The organism is Lysinibacillus sp. 38-6, from assembly GCF_046245175.1.
Taxonomy (GTDB): Bacteria; Bacillota; Bacilli; order Bacillales_A; family Planococcaceae; genus Lysinibacillus.
On the sequence record NZ_CP176417.1, the window covers coordinates 601648 to 620083 of the forward strand.

At 38.8% G+C, this 18436-nt stretch carries 21 protein-coding genes; all 21 read left to right on the forward strand.

Translation table 11 applies throughout. The features are described 5' to 3' along the window. Nucleotides 1-55: 55 nt before the first annotated feature. The 21 genes from eutH (at nt 56) to ACKVEV_RS03225 (ending at nt 18167) form a co-directional block, all read left to right on the forward strand. Nucleotides 56-1300, forward strand: coding sequence for an ethanolamine utilization protein EutH (eutH, locus tag ACKVEV_RS03125; RefSeq protein ID WP_409368941.1), 1245 nt, complete (start codon nt 56-58; stop codon nt 1298-1300). An 18-nt stretch (nt 1301-1318) separates the two neighbouring features. Then, nucleotides 1319-1660: an ethanolamine utilization microcompartment protein EutS gene (gene eutS / locus ACKVEV_RS03130; protein ID WP_409368942.1), complete on the forward strand. Its 342-nt coding sequence runs from the start codon at nt 1319-1321 to the stop codon at nt 1658-1660. Between the two features lie 10 nt (nt 1661-1670). Continuing rightward, entirely contained in the window at nt 1671-2168 is a 498-nt protein-coding gene (locus ACKVEV_RS03135) for a EutP/PduV family microcompartment system protein (protein ID WP_409368943.1), read from the forward strand. 20 nt (nt 2169-2188) lie between these two features. Then, nucleotides 2189-3610, forward strand: a complete 1422-nt coding sequence (locus ACKVEV_RS03140) for an ethanolamine ammonia-lyase reactivating factor EutA (RefSeq protein WP_409368944.1) — start codon at nt 2189-2191, stop codon at nt 3608-3610. Nucleotides 3611-3615: 5 nt separating this feature from the next. Beyond that, a complete protein-coding gene (locus ACKVEV_RS03145; protein ID WP_409368946.1) occupies nt 3616-4986 on the forward strand; it encodes an ethanolamine ammonia-lyase subunit EutB in 1371 nt (456 codons plus the stop codon). Between the two features lie 9 nt (nt 4987-4995). After that, nucleotides 4996-6015, forward strand: coding sequence for an ethanolamine ammonia-lyase subunit EutC (gene eutC / locus ACKVEV_RS03150; protein ID WP_409368947.1), 1020 nt, complete (start codon nt 4996-4998; stop codon nt 6013-6015). A 10-nt stretch (nt 6016-6025) separates the two neighbouring features. Continuing rightward, nucleotides 6026-6676: an ethanolamine utilization microcompartment protein EutL gene (eutL, locus tag ACKVEV_RS03155; protein WP_409368948.1), complete on the forward strand. Its 651-nt coding sequence runs from the start codon at nt 6026-6028 to the stop codon at nt 6674-6676. Between the two features lie 15 nt (nt 6677-6691). Next, nucleotides 6692-8182 carry an aldehyde dehydrogenase family protein gene (locus ACKVEV_RS03160; protein ID WP_409368949.1) on the forward strand — a complete coding sequence of 497 codons (1491 nt, stop codon included), beginning with the start codon at nt 6692-6694 and terminating at the stop codon, nt 8180-8182. A gap of 16 nt (nt 8183-8198) precedes the next feature. Next, on the forward strand, nt 8199-8477 hold the full coding sequence (locus tag ACKVEV_RS03165) for a BMC domain-containing protein (protein WP_024363388.1): 279 nt from the start codon (nt 8199-8201) through the stop codon (nt 8475-8477). Nucleotides 8478-8553: 76 nt separating this feature from the next. Next, a complete protein-coding gene (gene pduL / locus ACKVEV_RS03170) occupies nt 8554-9144 on the forward strand; it encodes a phosphate propanoyltransferase (protein WP_409368951.1) in 591 nt (196 codons plus the stop codon). A 12-nt stretch (nt 9145-9156) separates the two neighbouring features. Beyond that, complete coding sequence (pduL, locus tag ACKVEV_RS03175) at nt 9157-10026, forward strand: phosphate propanoyltransferase (protein WP_409368952.1); 870 nt, start codon at nt 9157-9159, stop codon at nt 10024-10026. A gap of 36 nt (nt 10027-10062) precedes the next feature. After that, on the forward strand, nt 10063-10347 hold the full coding sequence (locus ACKVEV_RS03180; protein ID WP_409368953.1) for a EutN/CcmL family microcompartment protein: 285 nt from the start codon (nt 10063-10065) through the stop codon (nt 10345-10347). Continuing rightward, on the forward strand, nt 10340-10681 hold the full coding sequence (locus tag ACKVEV_RS03185; RefSeq protein WP_409368954.1) for a BMC domain-containing protein: 342 nt from the start codon (nt 10340-10342) through the stop codon (nt 10679-10681). The genes ACKVEV_RS03180 and ACKVEV_RS03185 overlap by 8 nt, the downstream gene beginning before the upstream one ends. 11 nt (nt 10682-10692) lie before the next feature. Continuing rightward, complete coding sequence (gene mdh, locus ACKVEV_RS03190; RefSeq protein ID WP_409368955.1) at nt 10693-11637, forward strand: malate dehydrogenase; 945 nt, start codon at nt 10693-10695, stop codon at nt 11635-11637. A 284-nt stretch (nt 11638-11921) separates the two neighbouring features. Then, the gene (locus ACKVEV_RS03195; RefSeq protein WP_409370488.1) at nt 11922-13424 is read left to right on the forward strand and encodes a carboxypeptidase M32; all 1503 of its coding nucleotides are present in this window, start codon (nt 11922-11924) and stop codon (nt 13422-13424) included. Between the two features lie 442 nt (nt 13425-13866). After that, entirely contained in the window at nt 13867-14208 is a 342-nt protein-coding gene (locus ACKVEV_RS03200) for a PadR family transcriptional regulator (protein ID WP_409368956.1), read from the forward strand. Next, entirely contained in the window at nt 14205-15023 is an 819-nt protein-coding gene (locus tag ACKVEV_RS03205; RefSeq protein WP_409368957.1) for a permease prefix domain 1-containing protein, read from the forward strand. Before ACKVEV_RS03200 ends, ACKVEV_RS03205 begins: the two co-directional genes overlap by 4 nt. A 371-nt stretch (nt 15024-15394) precedes the next feature. Continuing rightward, nucleotides 15395-15949, forward strand: a complete 555-nt coding sequence (locus ACKVEV_RS03210) for a TVP38/TMEM64 family protein (RefSeq protein WP_409368958.1) — start codon at nt 15395-15397, stop codon at nt 15947-15949. A 193-nt stretch (nt 15950-16142) separates the two neighbouring features. After that, nucleotides 16143-16475 (forward strand): hypothetical protein, encoded by a 333-nt coding sequence (locus tag ACKVEV_RS03215; RefSeq protein WP_409368959.1) that lies wholly within the window; start codon nt 16143-16145, stop codon nt 16473-16475. A gap of 492 nt (nt 16476-16967) precedes the next feature. Continuing rightward, nucleotides 16968-17372 carry a hypothetical protein gene (locus ACKVEV_RS03220; RefSeq protein WP_409368960.1) on the forward strand — a complete coding sequence of 135 codons (405 nt, stop codon included), beginning with the start codon at nt 16968-16970 and terminating at the stop codon, nt 17370-17372. Between the two features lie 240 nt (nt 17373-17612). Then, entirely contained in the window at nt 17613-18167 is a 555-nt protein-coding gene (locus ACKVEV_RS03225) for a DUF6241 domain-containing protein (RefSeq protein ID WP_409368961.1), read from the forward strand. The last annotated feature ends 269 nt before the right edge of the window (nt 18168-18436 follow it).

Genomic DNA, 18436 nt, shown 5'->3' on the forward strand with positions numbered 1-18436 from the left:
TTTATGGCGTCTTTTTTTATATATATTTATCAAAATCAAAGGGGGGATAAGTAAGATGGCAATGATAGGAACGATTATCGTTTATATTATTATGATTTGTGCAGTTTTAGGTGCAATCGGAGCAATTCGTGATGCGGAGTATGGGATCGGGAAAGAATTTATGAATGGTATCCATACGGTAGGGCATATTTTTGTACCGGCAGCGGGAATCATGGCAGCTATTCCTTACTTAACGTGGTTTATTAGTGAATTTATTAGTCCGATTTTTGAATTGATTGGTGCTGATCCTGCCATAGCGGCAACGACCATTTTAGCGTCGGATATGGGAGGCTATCAATTAGCAAATGCCTTGAAGGAATCATATGAAGGATGGGTGATGGCGCTAGTAGTCGGTTTTATGTCAGGTGCGACCATTGTATTTTCGATTCCGATGGGTCTGGCAATGTTAGACAAGCGGGATCATAAGTATATGGCATTAGGTATTATGGCGGGCGTATTAACGATTCCAATTGGTGCATTTATTTCGTCGATTATGATTGTGATGTTTAACACGGAAGTGCGTGAAGTGATTAGTACTACCGATGCACCAACGTATGTTTTTGCTATTTCGGTTTTACAAATATTGCTTAACTTATTACCGTTATTTATTTTCGTTATTTTAATTGCGTTAGGGCTAAAGCTCATTCCAAATGGCATGATTAAAGGCTTTATGATTTTTGGACGGGTGATGGATGCAGCGATTAAGCTAGTGCTTGTATTCTCTATTGTCGAAATTTTTACAGGTCTATTTACAAAGATTTTTGGGGCATGGGGCTTTGACCCGATTATGGCAGACAGCGTCGATCAATTCCGTGCATTGGAGACAGCTGGCTATATCGGTATTATGTTAGCTGGTGCTTTCCCAATGGTGTACTTAATACGAAAGTACGCTTCGAAACCGCTTGAAACAGCCGGGAAGAAATTAGGTCTGTCATCAGTCGGAAGTGCTGGGATTTTAGCAACGAGTGCTAATATTTTGGCGATGTTTACCCTAGTTCGTCAGATGCCACCAAAAGATAAAGTGATCAACATTGCTTTTGGCGTTTGCTCAGCATTCCTGTTAGGCGATCATTTATCGTTTACTGCGAATTTCCAACCAACTATTATTTTACCGGTAATGGCAGGGAAGTTACTCGCAGGGGTGCTTGCTATTCTTTTAGCTTATAAGCTATCTGTACCAACTGCTTTGAAATTGGAGCTAGAAGATCGCAAGGCCGGCATTATTAAAGAGGGAGAATATTTAACAGATCAAAAGTCTTAATAGAAAGTGGTGAGCCATGTGATGGAAGAAAAGAAACGATTTATACAGGAATTTGTGCCAGGTAAGCAACTAACATTAAGTCATCTCATTGCCAATCCTGATCCCGATATGTTTCAGAAGCTTGGCATTCAAGAAGCTGGTGCGCTGGGCATTATGACTTGTACACCGAGCGAAACGGTCATTATTGCAGGGGATCTAGCGACAAAGGCAGCCAATGTAAAATTGGGATTTTTAGATCGTTTTACAGGCAGTCTCGTTATTGTGGGCAGTGTCTCTGAAGTCGAAATGGCAATGTTGGAAATCAATCGTTTTTTATCAGAAAAGTTAGGTTATACACCTTCTAAAATAACGAAATCATAGGATGTGCCACATGAAAAATCGAGTAATGATCATAGGTGGTGTGCAAGCTGGTAAGTCGACGCTGATGAATGCATTATTAGGCAAAGATAAAAAAGCCCATAAAACGCAAGCACTTGTTTTTGATGACTGGATTGTGGATACACCTGGCGAATATATAGAAAATCCGATGTATTACAGAAATATTATGGCCACATCGCTAGAAGTAACACATGTCATTTATTTGCAAGATGCTACTTCGTCAAGAAGTGTTTTTCCGCCGCAATTTAGCTTAGGTATTCCTAAAATTCAAATTGGCGTCATTACAAAAATTGATGCACCATTAGCGGATGTAGCAAGAGCAACGACATTATTACAAAATGTCATGACATACGGGCCAATCGTCAAAACTTCTTCGTGGCAAAAGCTAGGTATTGACTATATTGCGCCCCTTATTCAACTCCGTTCAGACGAGGAAATTCGTCAATTTGTCAAGGATTGTGATAGTCCTTATCTCACATATTGCCAGTAGTGGCAAAGAGGGAGGATCAATTGAAGACAGAAAAAATTTATAGTGCAGGCATTGATATTGGCACAAGTACAACAAAGATGGTTATTAGTCGTTTGCTGTTAAAAAACGTTGCTGGTGTGACACATGTGCCACGGATAGAAATAATTGAAAAAACGGTGTTGTATCAAAGTCCAATTATTAAAACACCGTTTCTCAATGAGGACATTATCGATATGAAAGCAATCCACCAATTTATCTTTCAGCAATATCAACTTGCTCAAATTGCACCTGCAGAGATTTCAACAGGCGCCATTATTATTACAGGTGAATCGGCTACGAAAGAAAATGCCAGTGAAGTTGTTCATGCCACTGCGGACACAGCCGGTCATTTTTTAGTGGCGACAGCAGGACCTGATTTAGAAGGGATTATTGCTGCTAAAGGAGCAGGTACTGTTCAACTGTCAAAAAACACGGCCAAAGTCATTGCCAATATCGATATTGGAGGTGGTACAGCTAATATTGCGGTCATGCAGTTTGGTGAAGTTATTGGCACATGTACTTTGCATGTTGGTGGTAGATTAATTGAATTTCAGCATGGCAAAGTCTATTCTATCTCACCGCCTATAAAGCAACTAATGACGCATTGGTCCAATCCATTACAAGTAGGTGACTCGGCACAAGACGAGCGCGTTGTACAACTTATTCAAGAAATGGCGGACTTTTTAGCTAACACGTTAAGCGGACAACTACAAGATGCACAACATCCATTATTGTTAGGACATTTACCAAATTGGCATAAGCCTGTAGATGCAATCGTTTTTTCAGGTGGTGTAGCTTCTTGCATTTATGCTCATGATTGTGCGCAACGCCAATTTGATGATATTGGTGAAAGACTAGCGAACATGCTTCTACAACATGAGCAACTGCAAGCGTTTTTATGGCTACAGCCGCAGGAAACTGCTCGCGCTACAGTAACTGGAGCAGGAACCCAAACAACAGAAATTAGTGGTGCAACGATTCAAGTTGATGCGGATATATTACCGTTAAAAAATATACCTGTATTTAATTGCTCAAGTGTAGCAACAAAAGCGTTTGATCAAATCGTGAAGACAGCAGTGGACAGAGCAGATGCACTTTTTTCACTGGATGATCACCGCGCACCTTTTGCACTTTATTTTAGTGAGTTACCGTATTTAAGTTTTCAAGATGCCCATGCATTGTGCGAGGCCATTTTACGATACTTAGGAACAACAAGCTCCAAGGACATGCCGATTATCATAGTCATTCAATCAGATTATGCAAAGGTCATAGGGCAAACGCTACAAGCCATAAATCCAACAGTTCCTATACTATGTATCGATCAAATTAAAGTAGAAACAGGTGATTATATTGACATTGGGGAAGTGCTGCCTTCAGGTGTTGTCCCAGTTGTCGTCAAAACACTCGCTTTCCACTCAAAGTAAGGAGGATGAATGTGAATTTATCGGTGATATTTGGTAACGAAAAATATAATTTTCATTCATTAAAAGACGTAATGGCGAAGGCCAATGAGGAAAAATCAGGTGATCAGCTAGCCGGTATTGCTGCTGAATCTGTGCAACAACGCATTGCCGCAAAAGCGGTGCTAAGTGAATTATTAGTTAAAGATATACGCGAGCATCCGCTAGTACCACCCGAAAATGATGAAGTGACACGTATTATTGAAGGCGATATTAATGAACAAATATACGGCGAAATAAAAAATTGGAGTATGGAACAGCTGCGCGAATATATTTTATCGAATGATACAGGGGATCAAGAGTTAAAACGTTTAAGTAAAGGCATGAATTCAGAAATCATTGCAGCCGTCACAAAGTTAATGTCTAACTTAGATCTTGTGCATGCAGCGAACAAAGTAGAAATTTTATCAACTTGTAATATTACGATTGGGCAAAAGGGCACGCTTTCTTCAAGATTACAGCCGAACCACCCTACAGACAATATCGATGGCATTATTGCTTCCTTAAAAGAAGGACTGTCCTATGGTATAGGTGACGCCGTTATCGGCATTAATCCTGTAGATGATTCCGTCGAAAGCGTTAAAAAAGTTTTACACGTGACAAAAGAATTTATAAATGATTGGTCGATACCTACGCAGAATTGTGTATTGGCACATATTACAACACAAATGAAAGCCGTTAAGCAAGGGGCTCCTGCCGATATGATTTTCCAAAGTATTGCGGGGACAGAAATGGCCAATCGTTCGTTTGGTATTTCTGCTGACTTAATTAAAGAAGCAGAAGAGCTAGTCAAGAAACAAGGAACCGGAACGGGCCCGAATTTATTTTACTTTGAAACAGGGCAAGGCTCGGAACTTTCCGCTGAAGCACATATGGGCATTGACCAAGTAACACTGGAATCACGCAATTATGGCTTTGCTAGACATTTTAATCCGTACATAGTCAACACGGTTGTTGGCTTTATTGGCCCTGAATATTTATATAACAACAAACAAGTTATTCGAGCGGGGCTAGAAGATCATTTTATGGGTAAAATGCACGGCATTCCGATGGGTGTGGATATTTGTTACACGAATCATATTAAAGCAGACCAAAATGATGTAGAAGATTTAAGTGTGTTACTAACGGCAGCTGGTGTGAACTTTATTATTGCAGCACCGATGGGAGATGATATTATGCTGAACTACCAGTCAATGAGCTTCCATGATGTTGCGACATTGCTCCAAACCTTTGGTAAAACACCAGCGCCAGCATTTTTAGCTTGGTTAGAAAAAATGGGCATTTACGAAAATGGACGACTTTCAGCTAGAGCTGGCGATTTATCGATATTTGAAAGGTAGGTGAGACCAATGAATGAACAGCTTGTATCCATGATTACGCAGCTTGTGTTGGAGAAAATGCATGCTACTGCTGACAACGTTACGCAACAGACAACGACACCGACGCCGACGAAAGAACAACAAGAACCACTAATGAAGCCTGTTGATACGGTAGACGATCGTTCTGATGAACGAGCAAATTCAAAGGCCCTATCGCATCAACCATTGATAAAGCTTTATCAACATGCCTCATCTACACAAGCAAATATGCACAGTGCAACGAGTAATGACCATACTGCGACAATGGAATCTGCCAAGGCATATCAATTCGAAGAGCAAAATGTGTCAGAAAGTGTGCTGGCCGCTAAAAAACATACGCCTGCAAGAATTGGTGTAGGTAGAGCTGGAACAAGACCAAAAACAAAAACTTGGTTAAAGTTTCGTCTCGATCATGCAGCGGCAGTCGATGCGGTGTATGGAGAAGTGTCAGAAGAGTTATTACAGAAATTGAATGTCTTTCAAGTAACAACAAAAGTAACGGATAAAGAAGAATACATTACGAGACCAGATTTAGGTCGCCGCTTATCAAATGAAGCGAAGGCGCATATTCAATCTACATGTAAGGCTCGTCCAACCGTACAAATCATTATTTCAAACGGCTTAAGTGCAAGTGCCATTGAAGAAAATGTGCAAGATGTGTATTTAGCATTACAGCAAAGTCTTAACAATTTAAATATTGAAATTGGCACTACTTTTTACATTGATAAAGGGCGTGTGGCCCTTATGGATGAAATAGGCGAGTTATTACAAGCGGAGGTCATTGTTTACTTAATTGGTGAGCGTCCTGGGCTTGTGTCAGCTGAGTCGATGAGTGCGTATTTATGTTATCAACCGAGAATTGGCACGGTCGAAGCGGATCGCATGGTCATTTCAAACATTCATAAAGGTGGTATTCCGCCACTTGAAGCAGGGGCATATTTAGGCACAGTCGTTCAAAAAATATTGCAATACAAGGCAAGTGGTGTACATCTTGTCGCTAAAGAAGGTTAGGAGGCAAGCGATGAATCCTCAAAAAATAACAGCTGACATTTTAGCAATGCAAATGATTCCTAGAGTAAATGGTGAATTAGCAGAGCAGCTTGCGTTAAAGCCAAATCAGCAAAGCATCGGAATCGTCACACTAACGATTGATGATGTCGGCTACGTGGCATTAGATGAGGCGACGAAAAAAGCGGATGTGGAAGTCGTATATGCAAAAAGCTTTTATGCAGGTGCGGCACATGCTTCAGGCCCTTTATCTGGTGAGATGATTGGCATTATAGCGGCAAGCACGCCTGATGAAATTCGCAGTGGGCTAGAAGCCATTGAACAAAAAATTCAATTCGATACGTATTTTGAAGCCATTAATGGCAACGACGGTCATGCCCTTTTTGCGCATACAGTCGCAAGTTGTGGTAGCTATTTGGCACAGTTAGCAGATGTAAAGGTTGGCACTGCGCTCGCTTACCTAATCGCACCGCCACTGGAAGCGGTTGTTGGCTTAGATGCCGCCTTAAAGGCAGCGGACGTAGAGCTCAAACAATTTTTTGGCCCGCCTTCAGAAACGAACTTTGGTGGTGGTATTGTTAGTGGCAGTCAGTCTTCCTGCCAAGCTGCGGCGGATGCTTTTAGAGAAGCGATAGAAAATGTTGCGAGAAATCCAGTTATATAGAAAGGAGGCGACTTTATGGCTTCTTTAGATAAAGATTTATTAGCCATTCAGGAAATGAGAGACGCCGTTAGTCAGGCAAATACAGCACAAGCAGCCTATATGCAATATTCACAGCAACAAGTGGATGCGATTGTAAAAGCTGTGGCAGATGCAGCTTATAAAGAGGCAGAACGACTAGGCAAAATGGCTGTCGAAGAAACAGGGATGGGTATTCCCAATCATAAAAAAATGAAAAATGAAGTGGCTTCTCGAGATGTCTATCAAGATATAAAAGATTTAAAGACAGTTGGTGTTGTAGGCTTTGATCGAGTAAAGAAAGTGACAGAGATTGCTAGTCCATTTGGTGTCGTTGCGGGGATTGTGCCAACAACAAATCCTACGTCAACAGCTATTTTTAAAGCGCTGATTGCATTAAAAACGCGAAATGGGCTTGTGTTAAGTCCACATCCATATGCAGTTGAAAGCACAAAGGAAGCGTTAGAGATTTGTAGAGTCGCGGCGGAAGAAGCTGGGGCACCGGCGGGATTGTTGCAATGCTTAACGATGTCATCGATGGAAGCTACACAGCAGTTAATGAAGCATCCTGATATTCACTTAATTTTAGCAACGGGTGGTGGTGCGTTAGTAAAAGCGGCCTACAGCTCTGGAAAACCAGCTTATGGAGTAGGGCCAGGAAATGTGCCAGCTTATATCGAAAAATCAGCCAATATTCAACAAGCCGTTCGTCAGCTAGTTCAAAGTAAATCGTTTGATAATGGCACAATCTGTGCAACAGAGCAGTCCATTATCGTGGATAAAGTGATTGCAGAGCAAGTGTTAGCAGCATTACAAAAACAACATGCGTATATATTAAGTGCCGAAGAGAAGTTAAAAATGGAAAAGCTGATTTCTCCTGCGCTAGGTAAAATAAACCCTCAAATTGTAGGGAAATCGGCAGTGAGCTTAGCTCATTCAATCGGTATTGTTGTGCCAGAAGAGACGAAAGTACTTGTTGGCTTGGAGACGATGATCGGTAAAAATATTCCGTTTTCTTTGGAAAAGCTATCGCCAATATTTGCGTTTTATACAGTAGAGGATAGCACAGAGGCCAAACAAGTGATGATTGATCTACTGACTATTGGAGGACGGGGACATTCTTGTTCTATTCATACGGAAAATACAGCGTTAGCAGAGCAGTTTTCTATTGACTTACCAGTGTCGCGAATTGTCGTCAACACGTTATCTTCAATTGGCGCAGTTGGTGGTACGACTGGCTTAGCTCCATCCTTTACATTAGGCTGTGGGACATTTGGCGGCAATATTACGTCCGATAACATTACAGCTAGACATTTAATAAATATTAAACGCATGGCTTATGGCATTAAAGATGTGGAGGTACCAACTCCGGAATTTGATTTACATCCGGTGGTAGAAAATATAAAGGCACAAGCACCATCATTGGATAGCGAAGTGGTGCAACAAATTGTCGATCAAGTATTAAAGCAAATTACATTACAAACTAAATAATTTGGAGGAATGACAAATGAGTACAGCATTAGGAATGGTTGAAACAAAAGGTCTTGTAGGGGCAATTGAAGCGGCGGATGCAATGGTTAAGGCGGCAAGTGTGAATTTAGTTGGAAAAGTGCATGTAGGTGGCGGCATTGTCACTGTTTTAGTTCGAGGGGATGTAGGCGCAGTAAAAGCAGCAACAGATGCAGGTGCAGCAGCTGCTCAACGTGTTGGAGAACTGCTATCTGTGCATGTCATTCCACGCCCGCATAACGAATTAGAATTAATTTTGCCGAAAGCAGAGGCTTAATAATTAGACGGCATTCATTTCTTGCAAATAGATGAATGCCTGTCTCAAAAAATGGTTAGATTCAGAGGTGGCGAACTTGAACATTAAATCGAAAGCATTTCCAGTTGCCATTTCAGCTCGTCATATTCATGTTAGTGAAAAGGATTTACAAGCACTATTTGGTCCAAACGCAACGTTAACGAAAGATTTTGATCTTTCACAGCCAGGACAGTTTGCGGCAAAAGAGCGCGTCTCGATAGAAGGACCCAAAGGTGTTATTCACAATGTACGTGTATTAGGACCTGTAAGAACGGCAACGCAAGTAGAAATTAGTCGAACAGATGCAATGAAGTTAGGTTTAAACCCGCCGTTAAGGCAATCGGGAGATATCGAACAGTCAGCTAGCATCAAATTAATCAACCAACAACAAGAAGTTATTATTCGGCAGGGCGCCATTATAGCGCAAGCACATATTCATATGACAGAACAAGATGCGCAAGCATTGGACGTGCACAATAATGAAGTCGTTTCGGTAGAAGTTGATAGTGAAAGACCTGTAACATTTCGTCGTGTCGTCGTGCGGGTATCGAATGATTTTAGCTTAGAAATGCATATCGATACAGATGAAGCGAACGCAGGTTTTATTGAACAGCAAGCGCAAGGAAGAATCGTGAAATCATTTTCGTAAGGAGGAGGTTTGATGCAGCAACAATTCGTGCAACAAATCGTGGAAGAAGTTTTACAGCAAGTATTGAAAAATCAGCCTTCCCCACTACATGACCATAAAATTCCAATCGGTGTATCAGCGCGACATGTCCATCTTGCGCAGGCGGAAGTGGAGCAGCTTTTTGGTGAAAATTATCAACTAACACCAAAGTTTGAGTTATCACAGCCTGGACAATTTGCAGCAGAAGAAACGGTCGTACTTGCAGGACCAAAAGGCTCCATTGAAAGGGTTCGCATTTTAGGTCCAGCACGCACTTTATCACAAGTAGAAGTTTGCTGGACGGATGCTATGAAACTCGGCCTCAAGCCACCATTAAGAATATCTGGAGATATCAAAGGCTCCAGCCCTGTTACGTTAATTGGGCCAAACGGTAGTGTCGTACTTACAGAAGGGCTTATTATCGCGCAGGCACATATTCATATGTCACCTGCTGATAGCGTGAAATTCCAAGTTGTGGATGGGCAGTCAGTGCAAATAAAAGTAGCAGGCATACGCCCAATTACTTTATCCAACGTAATGATTCGTGTGTCTGAGCGCTATCGTTTAGAAATGCATATCGACACAGATGAAGCCAACGCGGGCTTAATTCAGCAAGGTGCTTTTGCTGAAATCGTCAATGGCCAAAAGATAGAACCAATCACTGCAAAGGAAAGCCAGCTAATCGCAAAACCTACGCCTGAAAAACAAGCGATATATTATTTTGAAAAAAAGCTACTTTCACAGATGGAAGTGCTGGAAATAGAAGCTCAAGAAATCGTCGTGCCGAAAAGAACGATTGTGACAGCGTTAGCGCATGACAAAATACGAGAGCTAAATAAAAAATTAACGATTCGCGCTGAATAATAACGATTATCCAGGCAACATAAAGAGGGTGAGTTTATGCAAATGGGAAGAGTGATTGGAAGTGTATGGGCAACGCGCAAGGAAGAAGGGTTGAACGGCTTAAAGTTATTAATTATTCAACCGATTGATGCCAATCAGCAGATAATTCGCACGGAAATGGTAGCAGCTGATCGCATCGGGGCAGGTATTGGTGATAATGTGCTCATTACGAGTGGCGGGTCATCCCGTTACATTATGAAAGATAATCCACTGCCTATTGATGCAGTTGTTATAGGAATTATTGATTCTACAGATGTGATGCGAGGTGAGGACAATGAGTAGCGCAATTGGCATGATTGAAACAAAAGGATTAGTTGGCTCTTACGAAGCGGCAGATGCGATGATTAAGGCGTCGGATGTCACGATTGTTAAACAAGAATTTGTAGATGGTGGTATTGTAACGGTCGTTGTCAAAGGTGATGTGGGTTCAGTACAAGCGGCAGTTGATGCCGGCAAGGAGGCAGCGAAGCGTGTCGGAGAATTATTAAGCGCCCACGTCATTCCTAGACCTGATGAAGAAGTATTTAACATGATAAAAGGACCAGACGCCCCAAAGAAAAAACTAGCGCCTCCCCAAACTCGTGCGAAAAAATCGACTGAATCAACGGACAATTGAGGTGATGCATCATGGCATTTCGTAAAAATAAAATTGCAGTTATTGGAGCAGGTCATACAGGTGCAACATTAAGCTTATTTTTGGCACAGAAGGAATTAGGCGATGTTGTGTTGGTGGATATTCCAGAAGCCGAAAATCCAACAAAAGGAAAGGCACTCGATTTATTACAAACAGGACCGATTGAAAAATTTAATGTTTCCATACAAGGAACGAGTAATTATGAGGATATTGTCGGGGCATCCATTGTTATTATTACGGCAGGTATTCCTCGAAAGCCCGGAATGAGTCGAGATGATTTAGTAACAACGAATGCGAAAATCATTCAGCATGTTTCAAGACAAATCAAACACTATGCACCCGAGAGCATTGTCCTCGTTCTAAGCAATCCTGTCGATGCAATGACATATGTGTGCTATAAGGAAACGGGCTTTCCGAAACATCGTATTATCGGTCAATCGGGTGTATTAGATACCGCACGCTTTAATGCATTTGTAGCACAAGAGTTACAAATTGCACCTGAAGATGTGTCTGGATTTGTTTTAGGAGGACACGGTGATGAAATGGTGCCATTAATTCGCTATTCCTATGCAGGGGGCATCCCATTAGAAAAGCTAATCCCACAAGATAGATTACAGCAAATCGTCGAACGTACACGTAAAGGTGGCGGCGAAATTGTTGGTTTATTAGGTAATGGCAGTGCTTATTATGCACCTGCTGCTGCTTGTGCGCATATGGTCGAAATCATCATGAAAGATCAGCGGAAAATTATCCCTTCCATTGCCCTGTTAGAAGGGGAATACGGCTATAATGATTTATTTTTAGGTGTACCGACAATTTTAGGTGGCAATGGCATCGAGTCGGTCATCGAACTGCACCTTACACATGAAGAACAAACAGCGCTCAATCATTCAGCACAAGCAGTCCAGCAAGTACTGCAAATTTGCCAAAACATTTAACGAAACTTCATATAGACGCTCCCCAACGCTATATGATTAATTTGTTTGATTGGAAATCGAACATAAACGTGAAATCCCTATTTTAAAATAGAGCTCCCTTCAAATAGAAGGGAGCTACTTTTCGATTGATTAAAAATAGAGACGATTACGGGAATGGCCGATAGAATCCTAGAAAACGAGCAATATTTGATTTTTAATTGTCAGAATTGTTTGGGTGCCTGGCACTCGTAATATACAAAATATTCTAAAATATGCTAAACTAATAACGTTAAAAAGGGAGGATGATGGATTTGACAGTTCAGCAATTTACAGACTATGTGAAAAAAATGCAGCACTATCAGGAAGCGCTAGGTGTGATGTATTGGGATATGCGTACGGGTGCACCGAAGAAAGGATTAGCGCAACGTTCAGAGGTAGTTGGTACATTATCGGCCTCCTTGTTTGATATGCAAACGAGTGACGAATTAGGGGAACTGCTAACGAATTTAGAGGCACAACAAACAGAACTTGATTATGTAACACGACGTTTAGTGGAGGAAGTACGTAAAAACTACGATCAAAATAAAAAAATACCAGCTGAAGAATATAAAGAATACGTTATTTTACAAGCGAAAGCAGAAACAGTTTGGGAAGAAGCAAAAGCGACTAATAATTTTGCGCAATTTTTACCTTATTTAGAACAAATTATTCATTGGCAAAAGAAATTTATACAATATTGGGGCGTTAAAAACGGCTCTACTTACAATACATTACTCGATATCTATGAACCAGACATGACAACGGATGTGTTAGATCAAGTATTCGGTGAATTACGCGAAACGATTGTCTCACTTGTACAAAAAATCGCAGCCTCACCGAATAAACCAGAGACGAGTATTTTATTTAAACAATTTCCGAGAGAGGCACAGCGAGCACTATCATTAGAGTTGCTTACACAGCTTGGCTATGATTTTGAAGCCGGTCGCTTAGATGAAAGTGTCCATCCATTTATGATTGGCATTAATCATGGAGATGCGCGTATTACAACGAAATATGATGAGCATGATTTCCGTTCAGCTATCTTTGGTACAATTCATGAATGTGGGCATGCAATGTATGAGCAAAATATTGATGCCAAACTAGCAGGTACACCGTTAGCAAGGGGGACATCGACAGGCATTCATGAATCGCAATCGCTATTCTATGAAAATCTTGTCGGTCGCAATGAAAAGTTCTGGGAGCACAACTATGAGCGCTTGCAAAAGCATTCACCAGCACAGTTTGGGGATGTCCCTTTAAGTGATTTCCTTCGTGCCATTAATATGGTGGAACCATCGTTAATTCGTATTGAAGCGGATGAGCTAACGTATCCACTGCATATTATGATTCGATACGAAATTGAACGTGATTTGTTCAATGGAGATCTACAAGCAAAAGACCTTCCAGAAGTGTGGAATGCAAAGTACGAAGAGTACTTAGGTATTCGACCAGACAACGATGCCAAAGGCGTTTTACAAGACGTGCACTGGTCAGGGGGGATGTTTGGTTACTTCCCATCCTATGCATTAGGGATGATTTATGCAGCGCAATGGAAACATGCGATGGACAAAGACCTTCCAAACTTCGATGACTTACTTGCAAATGGCGAGCTCCTGCCAATTCGCGAATGGCTAACAGACAAAGTACATCAATACGGTGCACTGAAAAAGCCGTTCGAGCTCCTACAAGAAGCGACAGGGGAAGGCTTAAATGCCAAGTATCTAGCAAATTACTTACAAGAAAAATATACAAAGCTTTATCAGCTATAAAAAACAAGCGATTTCTCTACTATGAGAAATCGCTTGTTGCTTTACCACAGCTTAAAGTGTTTTGAGACTGCTGGTGAATTAGAGATAAAACTATTGATTATAATTGTTTAGCTATTATTTGTGATTAAAAGTATATTTAGAAATTTTTACGAAATGAAAGTGTGGTTAATTAAGATGTATAAACAGGTTTCGAACCTATCTTCAACCCATAAACGGGGCAGTTAAGTAGAATAGTGTTGATATGTTTTTATTCAACAATCGGGCCAATTAATTGAAGAATACTTTTAAATTTAAAATGGTATTTTATGTTAATATTGATACGATTTTCTGAAACAAGGTACTTAAGCTAACGCGCAGTTTAGTATAATAAGGATTTAATTAAAATGAATACCTTGCATTATATAGTAATATGTAATATAACTAGTTAAGGAGGTGGACAAATTTGGAAGTGAACAAAGAGGTTTTAAAAGGTCATATTGATACATTAATTCTCTCATTACTACATAGCAGAGACATGTATGGGTATGAGTTAGCTAAATTAGTTCGAGAAAAAAGCAATGAACAGTTTGAATTGAAAGAAGGTACGCTTTATTTGTCTTTAAAGCGATTAGAAAAAAATAAATGGATTGAATCTTACTGGGGCGATGAACAAGGACAAGGGGGAAGGAGAAAATACTATAAACTTACACCTTTAGGTGAAGAAGGCTTTGAAGAAAAACGCAATGAATGGAATTATGTTAAAAAACTAATGGATTTATTTATCGAAGGGGGAGAAAAAGGGTGAAACAAATAGAATCATATGTTGATGAAGTTTATCATAGTGCCGGCGGGAACAAGAAAGAAATCGAAGAATTAAAAGCAGAGATGAAAAATCATTTAATAGAGGCTGTCCATGAGTTAAAATCCGAGGGGAAATCAGAAAAAGAAGCTATCAACATAGCAATTGAAAGATTTGGTGGAAAACAAGAATTGCGTTCTGTTGTGAGACAATTATTTAATGCACAAAAAGTATTTGCTAAATGGATGCTTTATCTTGCGATAGGTGTGTTTCTTTTTACTGTCACTGCATTTGGAATAATAATGTTTATCGAAGAAGAAAATGCTAATGAAAATTCGATTGTAGCGACTGATATTTTTGATGTGTTAAAAGACAAAGCAGCAATTTCAAAAGATATGGATGAAGAAATAAAAAATCTGGTTCAAGCAACTGATCAAATTTCGAAGGTTGAAATTTATAATGTAAGTGATGTTGCAAATACCAATTTAATATTCGATTATGTTAGGGATGCAAAACCAGATTATCGATATGAACAAAAAGTGTGGAATCCTACATGGTTTAAAGCGGATTTCTACCCTTATGGAAACGGTGATGGTAAACAGTGGTATGTTGATATGGAAACAAGACATATTGGCGAATTGATGGCTATAATTTTGTTTTCTGGAATGGCAATATACCTTACCCTCTTTACAATATGGGCAACAATTAATGCTTATCATTATAAACGATTAAATGTTGGTTGGATATTAATATTTGCGTTATTCAATGTTATTGGATATCTGATTTATTATATTTCTGGTAAAAGAGAATCAGTTGTATGAATTTAAACTAATGGGGTGCTTTAGTTTAATAACAATCTTCAACAATCGGGCGCTTTCCTGGAACAAGGATTAGCGCTTGTTTTCATTAAAGGGCCAGATTGTTGAATATCAAACTTTTAAGAAATGTTACCAACCGAGGGTTTGGTAAGAAATATATCAAATATTGATTTCATGATTTTTAGACTTTAGACTATAGTGTGCAAGCAATCTGTTACAATTAGCTTAAAAAGTATATTATATATATCTGGTCATTTTTTGCGAGTCGTCTCATAACTATTCAGATGATTTTAGAAGGACTAAACAATGTAACACGAAGAAAACTTGGGCGATAAAAAATTTGAGAGTAATGCTAGAAAAGGACAACTTAGAAAATGGATGATTTATTAAATTGGATTCAACATGATTCATGGATGACAAGAATCAGCAGTTTTTTTCTTATGGCAATGTTAGCATTTATACCTGCTGTGCCAATTCCTTTAGTTGTAGGGATTATAGCAGCGACCTATTCAATACCATTAGCATTATTCATTAGCTTAGGTGGAACTGTTTTTGGCTCCATTTGCATGTTTTTTCTTTGCCGATATGCATTTCAAGGAATTGCGTTAAAACAAGTACAGAAATGGAAAAGGCTAGATGAATTTTTTCAACTACTTGAGCGAAATGGCTTTTTAGCAGTACTTATTGCCAGATTAATTCCTATAATGCCTTCTGCTGCCATTAACGCCATAGCGGGTGTAACAAAGGTTCGTTTCAGCTCTTTTCTATTTGCAACCACAATTGGAAAGGTCCCAACAATGATGTTTTTTACGCTAGCAGGTGCTCAATTTGGAAAGCATCAGCTCTTAACTGCCATGATGATAGGGCTATATGTTTTAGTCCTATTTTTACTCGGAATGAAAATGAGAAATAAATGGTTAATAAAGTAATCCGGCTTATTGGTCATCTTTTTTATTATAGAGAGAATTGATTTTAGAATGATTGTGAAGCTTAGGCAAAGAAAAGTCCCCCAAACGACGCTTTGGGAAGGTTATACTTCAACTAACGATGCAGGTTGAAATAATAATTGATTTAGTCGTATCTAGGGTATAAAGAATTAAACAGTTATAATTGGGGGACGAAATGGACACAGAACAATTAAGAAAATGGGCAGAAAAATATAAAGTTGAGAAGCAAATAATTGAAGGGTTTTGGTACTATATTAATTCTTTTGAAAAGGAAGAAGGAGAACCATTTTTTGACGGAAACATTGATAAAAGTCAATTAAAGCTTAGTTTAGATAGTATAGGACTTTTCATTGGTGCTTGGAGTAAAGACTCGTACAACCAATATGAATATGATTATATTATTTCATATCTATCAGTTATACATAATGAAGATGAGTTGGGTACCTATAAAATGAGGTTTAACCTAAATGATGGAGAAATAGTTGATGATTCGTTTTCATCCTTTTAATACTGGCTTACTCTACTAACAAAGGCTTTAGTGAAACAAAGATTTATAAAGTAATCAAATTAAACCTAATAAACATAATCAAAGTTTGGGGACAGTTTAAAAAGGCACAAATGTTGATTTACAGCGTTTGTGCCTTTTCTTGTGAACATTTTTTATACCCTATTTTATACAGATGGCTCAAATGGTTGATGTGACTGTATTTGTGCTTGTTGGAAGTGTTCTCTATCTTGCATAAAATCGTGTATATTCCTTATTGTTGTAAATCTATATTTTTCTTACTTTATCCAAAATGGGAAATCACAGTACATCGGATTCCTAAAATATTTAAAAACAACATTAAATTTAACAGAGCCAAAGAAATAGATGTTGTTCAACTAACGGGCGCGATTCTGCAATAAGGATCAGCGCACGTTTGCATTATAGGGCCAATTAATGGAACAAATAGGTAACTTAAATAACCTATATCCGTCTAATAATCCAGGGAGGGATAACGTGAAAGTGTTAAGATTATTTTTTGGTTTGGTTATATTCGTTTTATTAATTGCTGTTGGATGTTCTAATTCATCGGATATTGGAAAAGTAGAAGTTTATACAACTGGAAATCCTAATGCGGAAGAGGTTTTAAAATTAAATCCTGAAGCCGATATTTTTCAGTTCAATGGAGTGATATATAAGACTGGAATTGATTGGATAGAAGAATTAACCTTAACAAAAGAGGAGCAGGTAGGAGAAATAAAAACAAAAAATGATACAGGTACAAACTTTGAAGACGAAATGTCGAATAAATTGCCTGTTGGTGCAAAAGTCTTTTCGGTTAAAGAAAAAATTGGAGGACCAATTTTACTCGTAGAATCAGAAGGTAAACTTTATAAATATTATGGGCTTGTTGAGGGTTAATCAATTTTCATATATCCGCATAGGGAAGCGGTTGTGGAGCAACTCTATTATACATCTACTTCGTTGAAATTAATGAACTCAATTTTGATTTGGATAACACGCATATACAATGTAAAGAGGTGCTCCTAGCAACTGAGATTATCCAGGGACTTAATTTCAATAAATTTGTTATTATTAACCTGATTATATAAAAAAACCAATTAAACAATTACATACAAATTATAAGTGAGGTTTACTAATATGCAGAGAAAGACAAAGTCGGCAATTGTTATCATTGCAGTATTGGTCATTTTTGGAGGTTTTTTTGGTTACATCAAATTCACTGAACAGATGGGGAATCCTACTTCCGAAAAAGAAAAAGCAGCCGTTGGACATGTTGAAGTAACGTTTGAAGATAATACTATTCCTGAAGAAAAAGAAAAGGTGCCATATCCTGACGATTTAGAAGAATTTAAAATGAGAAACATCATTCATAACATGTCCCACCAAAAAGTCAAAACTGAAAATGACGAAAAACTAGGAAATACGCAAATAACACAAGCCAAAGTAGATCGATTGTTAGAAATAGCAAAACTCAATATGAATAATTACGATAATGGCGATGTATATATGAAAATATTGGAGAGATGGTCGTTAGGTGATTTTTCTAATGCTGTTGATGACCATAATTCTATCTGGGAAATGCAAAATGGAGAGAATGGAAAAGCGATTCGTTTATTAACGCCCGAAGAAGAAAAATCGCACATCAAATTTTATTTTACAAAACCATTAAAACCAGAAAATAGTGTTCAATAATGAGCACTATTTAGACTGCAGACCAACTCAATGAATTTTGAGGTTACTTACAGTCTTTTTACTTTCAACAATCGGGCGCGATTCTATAATAAGGATCGGCGCTTTTTTTTCGATTAAATAACATTATTTAACGAAAGTTTCGAACGACGCTTTGGGAGCTTACCTTATCAAGGAGGTGTAATGCGTTGTAGGAACAATTCATTAATTGACAGGGGTGGAGTTAATGTGGCGTTATTTCTAAAATTGTACTTTTTTAGAAATAACATGTA